This is a genomic window from Pseudomonas sp. NFACC46-3 (assembly GCF_900114515.1).
In the GTDB taxonomy this organism is placed as follows: domain Bacteria; phylum Pseudomonadota; class Gammaproteobacteria; order Pseudomonadales; family Pseudomonadaceae; genus Aquipseudomonas; species Aquipseudomonas fluorescens_Q.
Genome location: NZ_FOTH01000033.1, coordinates 47,992 through 59,016, shown reverse-complemented (window position 1 = coordinate 59,016; position 11,025 = coordinate 47,992). Strand labels below are relative to the sequence as shown.

The window sequence follows — 11,025 nt, the reverse complement described above, 5'->3', positions numbered from 1 at the left end:
CTGGGCTGCGCAGCAGCCCCCAACCACTTACCTGACACACCGAGTCGTCAGGACTCAGGGCCGCTTCGCGCCCCAGCGGGAGCAAGCTCCCTCGCCACAGGAGATCGGCCTGTCAGATACACCGACGTTAGTCTGCTCGCGATGGCGGTGATTCGGCTGGCATCGAAATGACAGGCATAAAAAAACGCCGCCCCTCGCAAGAAGGGCGGTGTTTTTTGTCGAGCGTCTAAGCCTTAGGCTTGAACGACCGGGATGTTGGCGTTTGCAGCCGCTTCACGGAACTCGGCGATCTGGTCGAAGCTCAGGTAGCGGTACACGTCCGCTGCCATGCTGTCGATCTTGCCGGCGTATTCCATGTACTCCTCGACGGTCGGCAGGCGACCCAGGATCGAAGCCACGGACGCCAGTTCGGCCGAAGCCAGGTAGACGTTCGCTCCGTCACCCAGGCGGTTCGGGAAGTTACGGGTCGACGTCGACACCACGGTGCTGTTCGGCTCAACGCGTGCCTGGTTACCCATGCACAGCGAGCAGCCTGGCATTTCCATGCGTGCGCCGGCCTTGCCGTAGATGCCGTAGTAGCCTTCTTCGGTGAGCTGGTGAGCGTCCATCTTGGTCGGCGGCGACAGCCACAGACGGGTTGGCAGCTGGCCCTTGACCTGCTCCAGCAACTTGCCGGCAGCGCGGAAGTGACCGATGTTGGTCATGCACGAACCGATGAACACTTCGTCGATCTTCTCGCCAGCCACGCTGGAGAGCAGACGGGCGTCGTCCGGGTCGTTCGGCGCGCAGAGCACCGGCTCGCTGATGTCGGCCAGATCGATTTCGATGACTTCGGCGTATTCGGCGTCGGCATCGGCTTCCATCAGTTGCGGGTTGGCGATCCAGGCTTCCATCGCTTGGGCGCGACGTTCCAGGGTCCGGGCATCACCGTAGCCTTCGCCGATCATCCAGCGCAGCAGGGTGATGTTCGATTGCAGGTACTCGGTGATCGATTCTTTCGACAGCTTGATGGTGCAACCGGCAGCCGAACGTTCGGCCGAGGCGTCGGACAGTTCGAAAGCCTGTTCCAGGGTCAGGCCTTCCAGGCCTTCGATTTCCAGGATGCGGCCGGAGAAGGCGTTTTTCTTGCCTTTCTTCTCGACCGTCAGCAGACCGTTCTGGATGGCGAAGTACGGAATGGCATGAACCAGGTCACGCAGGGTGATGCCAGGTTTCATCTTGCCTTTGAAGCGCACCAGGATCGATTCCGGCATGTCCAGCGGCATGACGCCAGTGGCAGCGGCGAACGCGACCAGGCCAGAACCGGCCGGGAACGAGATGCCCATCGGGAAGCGGGTGTGGGAGTCACCACCGGTACCGACGGTGTCTGGCAGCAGCATGCGGTTCAGCCACGAGTGGATGATGCCGTCGCCCGGACGCAGGGAAACGCCGCCACGGGTCATGATGAAGTCAGGCAGGGTGTGGTGGGTGGTGACGTCGATCGGCTTTGGATAGGCTGCGGTGTGGCAGAAGGACTGCATCACCAGGTCAGCCGAGAAGCCCAGGCACGCCAGGTCTTTCAGTTCGTCACGGGTCATTGGACCGGTGGTGTCCTGGGAGCCCACGGTGGTCATTTTCGGTTCGCAGTAGGTGCCAGGACGTACGCCTTGGCCTTCTGCCAGGCCACAAGCCTTGCCGACCATCTTCTGCGCCAGGGTGAAGCCCTTGGTGCTTTCAGCGGGAGCTTCAGGTTTCTTGAACAGGTCGAACGGTGGCAGGCCCAGCTCGGCGCGAGCCTTCTCGGTCAGGCCACGGCCAATGATCAGCGGAATACGGCCGCCGGCACGGACTTCGTCCAACAGTACGGGGGTCTTCATTTCGAAGGTGGTGATGACTTCGTCGGTACCGTGCTTGCAGACTTTGCCTGCATGTGGGTACAGGTCGATCACGTCGCCCATGTTCATGTTCGAAACGTCGAACTCGATTGGCAGTGCGCCGGCATCTTCCATGGTGTTGTAGAAGATCGGAGCGATTTTGCTGCCGAAGCAGAAACCGCCAGCGCGCTTGTTCGGCACATAAGGAATGTCGTCGCCGAAGAACCACAGCACCGAGTTGGTCGCCGATTTACGCGAGGAACCGGTACCGACCACGTCACCGACGTAGGCGATCGGGAAGCCTTGGCCGCGCATTTCTTCGATCTGCTTCATCGGGCCGGTCTTGCCTTGCTCGTCCGGAACGATGCCGTCACGGGCCATTTTCAGCATGGCCAGGGCGTGCAGCGGGATGTCGGGACGCGACCAGGCGTCTGGAGCAGGGGACAGGTCGTCGGTGTTGGTTTCGCCGGTTACCTTGAACACACGCAGGCTGATCTTGTCGGCCAGCACCGGGCGCTTCTTGAACCATTCGCCGTCAGCCCAGGATTGCAGCACGGCCTTGGCGTGAACGTTGCCGTTCTTGGCTTTTTCAGCCACGTCGTGGAAGGCATCGAACATCAGCAGGGTGTGCTTGAGTTCTTCGGCGGCTACCGGCGCCAGCTCGGCGTCGTCCAGCAGTTCCACCAGGGTCACGATGTTATAGCCGCCCTGCATGGTGCCGAGCAGTTCAACGGCACGCTTCTTGTCCAGCAGAGGGGATTGGGCCTGGCCCTTGGCCAGGGCGGACAGGAAGCCGGCCTTGACGTAGGCAGCCTCGTCGACTCCAGGCGGAACGCGATTGGTGATCAGGTCAACGAGGAAAGCTTCTTCGCCAGCCGGAGGATTTTTCAGCAGCTCGATCAGGCCTGCGGTTTGTTCGGCGTTAAGCGGCTGGGGAACGATACCCAGGGCTGCGCGCTCTTCGATATGTTTGCGGTAGGCTTCAAGCACAGTTATTACCCTCATCAGTGGTCCCAAATGGGTGTCCGGGACGCTCATCCAGGAACCCACGGTACTCATGCGCGTCGACGGCTTTTTGAGCCATCACGCCAGAGTTTCCGCACGTTCCTCACAGAAGCTGCTTTCAAAGTTTTACGCCTGCAGAACGGGAGCTGATGAGGGTTGGCGTTGGGCTTTCCCCGCTGGAAAGACCCTTCGCCAACACCGCTCTGAAGGAACGACTGTGCTCGTGACGCTTTGAAAACAGCTTCTAACGGACATTGGCGCCTTAAAAGGCTGGCTGATTCTACGGGAAAAAAAAATTAAAGGTAAGTTGGGCCTGGAAGTTTGAGGGGTGATCAATCTTAGACAAAGGGCTAACATGCCGGCCTGTCCTGCTTTTGCGTGTGCGTTTCCTTATGCCCAACCAGCTCATCAAGACCCCCTGCGTCGGCCTTTGCTCCACTGTCTACGGTGACCTGGTGTGCCGTGGCTGCAAGCGATTCCACCATGAAGTGATTCACTGGAACGGCTACAACGAGGACGAAAAGCGCGCGGTGTGGATGCGGCTCGAGCAACTGTTGGTGCAGGTGATGGTGGCCAAGTTGGAGGTTTTCGACCCGGTATTGCTGCGCCAGCAACTGGAGTCGCGCAAGATCCGCTTTGTGCCGCACCAGTCGGAATATTGCTGGGCCTATCAGTTGATCGCCAGGGGTGCGCGGGTGATCAACAACCTGGAAGCCTACGGCATGGTGCTGATGCCGGAGTTTCGCGACTGGGACCTGCCAGACCTGCGCGACGCCATTGATCGGGAATTTTTCCTCCTGTCCGAAGCCCACTACCAGCGCTACATCGCGCCGGGGTTCCTGAAGGATGCGATTGGCGGCTGACTCCCCGGCCATTTATGCAAAGGCGCTTTTGTGCCTGGGAGCTTTTGTGGCGAGGGAGCTTGCTCCCGCTCGGCTGCGCAGCAGACGCCTGGATTTTTCAGGCCCGGAAATTTTTAAGATCAAGAGCGAGGGTCGCTTCGCAACCCAGCGGGAGCAAGCTCCCTCGCCACAAAAAGCCCATTCGCTTTATTCCTTGACCGCCAACTCCACCAGATGGTCCTCGACCTCCTGCGGCTTGAGCACCAGCACATCGCTTTCCAGCGTATCGAGCACGGCCTCGGCGGTGTTGCCGATCAGCACCCCGGACAACCCCGAACGGGCCACGGTGCCGATCACCGTCACCGCCGCCTGCAGCTTGCGCGCCATGTACGGAATCAATACGTCCGCTGGGCCTTCTTCGATGTGCAGATGCTGGTCGTCGATGTCGAACTCGGCCTGGAATGCCCGGCATTGTTCGCGATAGCGGGCCTCGATGGTTTCCTTGAGCTGGAACGTCGGGTCGGCGGACGAAAGCATCGGTGTGGGGTGGGCACTGATCACGTGCAAGTGGGCCTTGGCGAGGAGGGCGATGTCATAGCCATGATCGATGATGGTGGAGTGCAGGTGGCGATGCTCGCCGTCGGCATTGCCAACGTCGACGGCGGCCAGGATCACCTTGTCTTTCCAGGAACCGGCGGTTTTCACCAGCAGCACCGGGGTTGGGCAGTGGCGGAGCAGCTTCCAGTCCGCCGGGGTCAGCAGGGCTTTTTTCAGCGGGCTGTCGGGGAAGTGCTGCTTGATCACCAGACCGCAACCTTCCGCCTGCTGCACGTCGATGATGGTGTCGTGGAGGCTTTCGTTCCAGGCCTGCTCGGTGGTGACGCTGTAGCCGTCGGCCAGCAGTGCGGCCTTGAGCACGCTGAGCAGGCCGGCATGGTCATGCTTTTTGTCACACACCAGCAGGTGCAGGTGGGCCTGGGTCACTCCGGCGATCAGTTTGGCGCGCTTGAGCGCCAGGCTTTCCGAATGTTCGGGCTCAATAACCACCAGGATGCTGCGAATGGCTTGCATGATCGGCGTTCTCCTGCAATGAAAAGGCTGGCGTTGCTCAACTATAGTTGTTGTGGGGCAGTCTAGTTGCTGTAGGTGAGTCTTTGACTTGATGCATATCAACGGCGGTGGCTGGTGGTCTGGGGGCAGGCCGGTATAATCGGCGCCCTTCGCTCGACTACCTTTTCCCGTGAGCCCCATGAATCTTCCCGAAATTCACGAATTCCTTGGTTGCCGCACCCCCGATGCCTGGGTCCAGGCCGCGTTGGCTGACCAGGAAACGTTGCTGATCGACCACAAGAATTGCGAGTTCAAGGCGGCCAGCACTGCCCTGAGCCTGATCGCCAAATACCATTCCCACGTCGACCTGATCAATCTGATGTCGCGTCTGGCCCGGGAAGAGCTGGTGCATCACGAGCAGGTCATGCGCTTGATGAAAAAGCGCAAGATCGGTTTGCGTCAGCTCTCCGCCGGGCGTTATGCCTCGGGGCTGCGCAAGGTGGTACGCAGCCACGAACCGGTCAAGCTGGTGGACACCCTGGTGGTTGGCGCCTTCATCGAGGCCCGCAGTTGCGAGCGTTTCGAGGCCTTGGTGCCGCATCTGGATGAAGAACTGGGCAAGTTCTATTTCGGTTTGCTGAAAAGCGAAGCCCGGCATTTCCAGGGCTACCTGAAACTGGCTTACCAGTACGGTGACGCCAAGGACATTGCCCAGGTGATCGACAAGGTTCGTGAGGCCGAGCGGGAGCTGATCGAATCGCCGGATGTGGAGTTTCGTTTCCACAGTGGTGTGCCGGCTCGATAGTTCAAAGGGATAGTTCAGAGGGATAGTGCAGAGAAGATGCCGCTCCTGACGTCCTCGCGAGCAAGCTCGCTCCCACAGGGGATTTGTGAATTTCCCAAGTCCAATGTGGGAGCTTGCTCGCGATGGGGCCTTATGCAGCACTGCATCTCTAAGTGACCAGCCCCAGGCGCTCGTGCCACTGGGCAATGGACTCCTCGGGATAAACCTCGAACTGCCGGTCGTCCGGATGCGCCTCGACTTCCACCCACGACGCCCTGGAACCCAGCATCAGGTGGGTGTGCTCCGGCGGTACCGGCAGCGGTGTGTCGATGGCCGAGGCAAAGGGGTGAACCAGCTCCGGCCATTCGGGGCTGAACAGCCATAGCCCCGAACCGCACAAGGAACAGAAATGCCGTTCGGCACTGCTGCGGTGGGCGCGTTTATCGCCTTCGTCCTTGAGTCGTGCGTGGTAGATCGAGATGTGCTTGCGACCGCGCACCTTCAGGCTCTGGGCATCGCCCCCCAGGTTGATCGCAAAACCGCCGCCGCCCTGGGTCTTGCGGCAGATCGAGCAGTAGCAGCGCTGATAAGGGTAGGGGTGGGCGCTGTCGAGGGTGAACGACACGGCGCCGCAGTGGCAGGATCCTTCGAGCTGCATGGGAACCTCCGATTGGGGACTGTAATGACTCTGGACAGCCTGGGCGGCCCGATGTTCTGGGCAGTGGAACGCATGGCTGACATGCGGACGCTATCGCGAGCAAGCTCGCGATGAACGAAGACACGGTCTAACGACCGGGCACTCGCCACAAATACCACGCCGCCACCGTCCGATAAGGGCTCCACGCCAGGCCGATCTCAATCATCTGCTTGCGGCTGGGCTGTCGTTCCAACCCCTTTAGCCGTCGATAACCTTCGCGTACGCCAAAGTCATCGGCCGGCAGGATGTCGGGGCGTTCCAGGCTGTAGATCAGTAGCATTTCCACGGTCCAACGCCCGACGCCGCGCAAGCTGACCAGGCGTTCGATCAACGCTTCATCCTCCATCGCCCGCGCTGTGGCGTAATCCGGCACGACTCCGTCCAGCGTCGCCTGGGCGATGCCCTGGATCGTCGCGATCTTGCTGGCTGAAAACCCGCAGCCGCGCAACTGCGCAACGTCTGTCGCCAGGATCTGCCCGGGATGGGGGAATGTCTGCGCCGGGAACAACGCCAGCAGCCGACCGAGGATGGCATCGCCTGCCTTGGCGTGCAGTTGCTGGTAGGCAATCGCCCGCACCAAGGCTTCATAGGGATCGCGGGCCGGCTTGGGTTGCAGCAGGCAAGGGCCGATCGCCTCGACGTGACGTCGCCAGTCTTCGTCGAGACTTGCCAGCAACGCGCTGGCGTCGTGGTAGGGCACAGGCATCGGGTATTTGTTCTCCGGGGCGCTCAAAACGCCAGGGGCAGCGAAACCTGCACCGCGGCTTTCTCCAGCCGTAGCAGAAATGCCTTGCGCGGCTGTCCGCCACCATAGCCGGTCAACGAGCCATCCGCACCGATCACTCGATGGCAGGGAATGACGATGGCCAAGCGATTCTGCCCGTTGGCCAGGCCCACGGCGCGGCTGGCGCCCGGGCTGCCCAGCGCCGTGGCGATGCCGCCGTAGCTGCGGGTTTCGCCGTAGGGAATCTTTTGCAGTTCAGCCCAGACCCGTACGGCGAAGGCGCTGCCCGGCATGTGCAGCGGAACGTTGAATGCCGTGAGCTTGCCGGCGAAATATTCGGCCAGTTCGGTTTCGATCTGTTGCAAATGAGCGTTGTGCCCCGGCGCAACCGTGTAGCCGTAGCGTAGCTGCAGCTCTTCCAGCTCCTTGGTCAGGGCCGGGCGGTCGAGGAATTCCAGCAGCACCAGGCCTCGTCGTTCGGCCATGGCCAGCATGGGGCCCAACGGTGTGGTCAGGCGGGTGAACAGCAAAGGTTCGCTGAGGGCTGCGCGGCCCGGCGTGATGTGAAAGGATTTCACGAAGGCGTCACGAAAACCGCTCAATGACTCATAACCGGAGTCGAATGCGGCGTTGTCGATGGAGTTGCCGTCCTTGATGCCGCCCAAGGCGATGCCCAGGCGGCGGGTGCGCAGATAGGCGTGAAAGGTCATGCCGAAATGTTGCTTGAACCAGCGGCGCAATTTCAGTGGCTCGATACCTTGTTCCAGCAACAAGGCATCGGTCCAGCGCAGGTCGGGTTCGGCGTCCACGGTTTTGAGCAGGGCCTGGATCCAGTCTGGCGCGATGGCGGCGGCGTCCAGGGGCTTGCAGCGCAGGCAGGCCCGGTAACCGGCCGACATGGCTTCGTCGGCATGGGCGAAGAACTCCACGTTCTCCGGTTTCGGCTTGCGCGCGGTGCAACTGGGGCGACAGAAAATACCGGTGGTCTTGACCGCAGTGAAGAACACCCCCTCGTAGGCAGTGTCTCGTTCGAGCATGGCGCGGACCATCTCGGCATGGGGCGGGAGCAGCGAGTCGTGTAGGTTCATGGGCCTGAGCATAGAACCGTGCCTGGAACGACTCCACCGAAAAATCGACAGTGAATTTCCGCTCACTTGGTCGGACGGTCACGAACAAAAATTGAACCTGAGAGTCTTAAAGGTTCAACCGTTGTTTTTGTCTTTCGGAGACATCATGTCCAAACATAAGAAATCTCTCATCGCCGTTGCTGTCTGTGCCTTGGCGTTCGGTGCCTCGGCCTTGCTGCCTGCTGAGTTGTCGCCTATCGGTTCGAGCTATGCCGCAGGCAATGGCGGCGGTGGTGGTGGCAATGGTGGGGGTGGCGGTCACGGTGGAGGAAATGGCGGCGGCCACGGTGGTGGCATCGGCGGAGGCCAGGGCCATGACAAGTCTGGTGATTCCAGCGGCCTTGGCAAAGGATTGGCTAGCGACCACACCGGTACCCGTACCCGCGATCATGGTCTGAGCGGCAAGCACACCGGCACCACCCGTACCGATCGCACCAGCAAGTCCTCGCTGACTTCGACCATCGCCAAGGACCGTGATACCCGTGGCCTGACCAAGGCATCGGCGATTTCCACCGCTACACCAGGTACCCACAACACCAAGGGCCTGACCAACGCGACCAGCTCTTCGATCAAGAACGACCGCTGATCGCTTGAAAAAAAAGCCGCGACGCCTGTTCAGGGCATCGCGGTTTTTTTTGTCTTGTGCCCGATGTCTTCAATACTTCCAGAACACCGGCGTGAACAACACCAGTACCGTCAGGATTTCCAGCCGACCTAGCAGCATGCCTATGGTCAGCAGCCACTTCGCCGCATCCGGCAAGGTCGAGAAGTTGCCGGCGGGCCCGATGATCGTGCCCAGCCCGGGCCCCACGTTGCACACGGCGGTGGCCGCGCCGGTCAGGGCGGTGGTCCAGTCCAGACCGATCAGCGCCAGCCCCAGGGCGATAGCGCCAATGGTGATGGTGAAGAAGAACGAGAAGGTCAGCAGCGAGCGGACGATCTCTTCGTCGATGGGGTGATCGTTGTATTTTTTCTGGATCACCGCCCGGGGATGGATCAGTTGTTTCAGGCTGCCCATCAATAACTCGCCGGCTACCTGGAAGCGGAAGATCTTCAGTCCGCCGGCCGTCGATCCCGAGCAACCGCCAACGAACGTCAAATAGAAGAACAGCAGCAAGGCAAAGCTGCCCCATAGGGTGTAGTCGCCCAGCGCCACGCCCGTGGTGGTGACCACCGACGTCACGTTGACGGCCACGATACGGACCGCATCCCACCAGCTGTAGTCGCTGTTCAGGCTCAGCCAGGTCCCCACGATGAGCCAGGTGATGACCAGGAATCCGACGAATCCCTTGACTTGCTGGTCCTTGAGCAACGCGCGTTTGTGGCCGCGCAAGGTGGCGACGTACAAAGTGAAGGGCAGCGCGCCTGCCATCATGACGACCACCGACACCCAGTGAATGGCCGGTTGGGGCCAGTGCGCCAGGGATGAATCCGATGTGGAAAACCCCCCCGTAGAGATCATCGACATTGCATGATTGATCGCCTCGAAAGGCGTCATGCCGGCCAGCCACAAGGCCAGGGCCGCCAGAGCGCTCAATCCTATGTAGATCAACAGGATGTAATTTGCCGCGACATGGGAACGCGGTGTGACTTTTTCCGACCAGTCCGACGACTCGGTCTGGAACAGCCGCATGCCACCGACCCGCAGCAATGGCAGGATCGCCACCGCCATGCCGATGAAGCCGATCCCGCCGAGCCACTGCAACATCGAGCGCCAGATCAACAGGCCGGGAGAGGCCGTGTCCAGGCCGGTAAGGATGGTCGAGCCGGTGGTGGTGATGCCCGACATGGTCTCGAAAAAGGCATCGGTGTAGCTGATGTGCTGGATGAACACCATGGGCAGGGCGGCGAAGCTGCAAACGATGACCCAACTGGCGGTGGTCAACAGGTACATGTCCCGCGGGCGCATCTGGGTGTGTGCTGGCCGACCACGCGCCACTAACGCGATGCCGCAGACGAAGGTGATCAGGCTCGACCACAAAAACGCCGAGAGGTCATCGTTGCGCTCGTATATCACCAGCGTCAAAAGCGGGATTGCCATGCTGGCAGCCAGGGTGATCAGGAAAATACCGAGGATGAAGCCAATAAACCGCACTACCGCAATGGACATAGAACACGCCTGGATGAATGAGCCGCACAGTATTGTTTTTGTGAAGGGCTGATGGGTAGCCCCCTTGGGCAGTTTTGTTCAATACCGCCTGCGATTGGCAATTTACCTTGATCGTCCCCTCACAGATACAAAGAAGGTATGCGATGAGTTTGATTCTTTCCATGGCGGCGTTTGCCCTGGTCGCCTCCATTACACCTGGCCCGGTCAATATCGTCGCCCTCAGCTCCGGGGCGCGGTACGGGTTTCGTACGACGTTGCGCCATGTGGGCGGTGCAACCCTGGGGTTTGTCTTGCTGCTGGTGCTGATGGGGTTGGGATTGCATGAAGTGTTGCAACGCTGGCCTGGCCTCACACGGGTGGTGCAACTGGGCGGTGTGGCGTTCCTGTTGTTCATGGCCTGGAAACTGGTGATGGATAACGGGCACCTGGGAAGCGAGGACGAGGGACGGGCGCCTTCGATGTTCTATGGCGCGTTGATGCAATGGCTCAACCCCAAGGCGTGGCTGGCCTGCGTGGCGGGAATGGGGGCATTCGTGGCCGATGGCGAGGCGCGGCTGGTGTGGCAGTTTGCGGCGATCTACCTGGTGATCTGCTACGTCTCGGTGGGCTGCTGGGCTTACGCCGGGAGTTTTCTGCGCAGCTGGCTGGGTAATCCGGCGACCATGCGCCTGTTCAATCGGACGATGGCGGTGTTATTGGTGGCCAGTGCGGTGTATTTATTGTTGCCGTGAGCAGAAGTGGCGGGCAATCCGGGCTTTTGAGACGAGTGCTATTGTGGCCATAATCCGCATTTTCGAGGCGGGGATGCTGTTGTGGCGAGGGAGCTTGCTCCC

10 protein-coding genes are annotated in these 11,025 nt (G+C 60.7%); 4 read left to right on the top strand and 6 right to left on the bottom strand.

Annotation, left to right across the window (positions count from 1 at the left end; genetic code table 11):
- Positions 1-233 precede the first annotated feature (233 nt).
- Positions 234-2,843: a bifunctional aconitate hydratase 2/2-methylisocitrate dehydratase gene (acnB, locus tag BM300_RS25020; protein WP_003202783.1), complete on the bottom strand. Its 2,610-nt coding sequence runs from the start codon at positions 2,841-2,843 to the stop codon at positions 234-236.
- A 407-nt stretch (positions 2,844-3,250) separates the two neighbouring features.
- On the opposite strand from acnB, the gene BM300_RS25015 reads away from it, so the two are divergent.
- A complete protein-coding gene (locus BM300_RS25015) occupies positions 3,251-3,721 on the top strand; it encodes a DUF1289 domain-containing protein (RefSeq protein ID WP_003202781.1) in 471 nt (156 codons plus the stop codon).
- Positions 3,722-3,907: 186 nt separating this feature from the next.
- Here the strand turns inward: BM300_RS25015 and BM300_RS25010 are convergent, their stop codons facing one another.
- Positions 3,908-4,771 (bottom strand): universal stress protein, encoded by an 864-nt coding sequence (locus BM300_RS25010; RefSeq protein ID WP_072341820.1) that lies wholly within the window; start codon positions 4,769-4,771, stop codon positions 3,908-3,910.
- Positions 4,772-4,949: 178 nt separating this feature from the next.
- Here BM300_RS25010 and BM300_RS25005 point away from each other — a divergent pair, with 178 nt between their 5' ends.
- A complete protein-coding gene (locus BM300_RS25005) occupies positions 4,950-5,555 on the top strand; it encodes a MiaE family protein (RefSeq protein ID WP_060741958.1) in 606 nt (201 codons plus the stop codon).
- Positions 5,556-5,703: 148 nt separating this feature from the next.
- Here BM300_RS25005 and BM300_RS25000 read toward each other — a convergent pair whose 3' ends face one another.
- The 3 genes from BM300_RS25000 to BM300_RS24990 all read right to left on the bottom strand — a co-directional run bounded on the left by BM300_RS25000 (position 5,704) and on the right by BM300_RS24990 (position 8,043).
- Entirely contained in the window at positions 5,704-6,192 is a 489-nt protein-coding gene (locus tag BM300_RS25000) for a GFA family protein (RefSeq protein ID WP_092145963.1), read from the bottom strand.
- Positions 6,193-6,319: 127 nt separating this feature from the next.
- On the bottom strand, positions 6,320-6,937 hold the full coding sequence (locus BM300_RS24995; protein ID WP_092464275.1) for a DNA-3-methyladenine glycosylase family protein: 618 nt from the start codon (positions 6,935-6,937) through the stop codon (positions 6,320-6,322).
- Positions 6,938-6,960: 23 nt separating this feature from the next.
- Positions 6,961-8,043 (bottom strand): bifunctional transcriptional activator/DNA repair enzyme AdaA, encoded by a 1,083-nt coding sequence (locus BM300_RS24990; protein ID WP_092145961.1) that lies wholly within the window; start codon positions 8,041-8,043, stop codon positions 6,961-6,963.
- A 145-nt stretch (positions 8,044-8,188) separates the two neighbouring features.
- Between BM300_RS24990 and BM300_RS31095 the strand changes: the two genes are divergently transcribed.
- On the top strand, positions 8,189-8,668 hold the full coding sequence (locus BM300_RS31095) for a hypothetical protein (RefSeq protein WP_063325047.1): 480 nt from the start codon (positions 8,189-8,191) through the stop codon (positions 8,666-8,668).
- Between the two features lie 69 nt (positions 8,669-8,737).
- Here BM300_RS31095 and BM300_RS24980 read toward each other — a convergent pair whose 3' ends face one another.
- Complete coding sequence (locus BM300_RS24980; RefSeq protein WP_092348747.1) at positions 8,738-10,192, bottom strand: TrkH family potassium uptake protein; 1,455 nt, start codon at positions 10,190-10,192, stop codon at positions 8,738-8,740.
- A gap of 143 nt (positions 10,193-10,335) precedes the next feature.
- Between BM300_RS24980 and BM300_RS24975 the strand changes: the two genes are divergently transcribed.
- Complete coding sequence (locus tag BM300_RS24975) at positions 10,336-10,923, top strand: LysE family translocator (protein WP_092464274.1); 588 nt, start codon at positions 10,336-10,338, stop codon at positions 10,921-10,923.
- Positions 10,924-11,025: the final 102 nt, after the last annotated feature.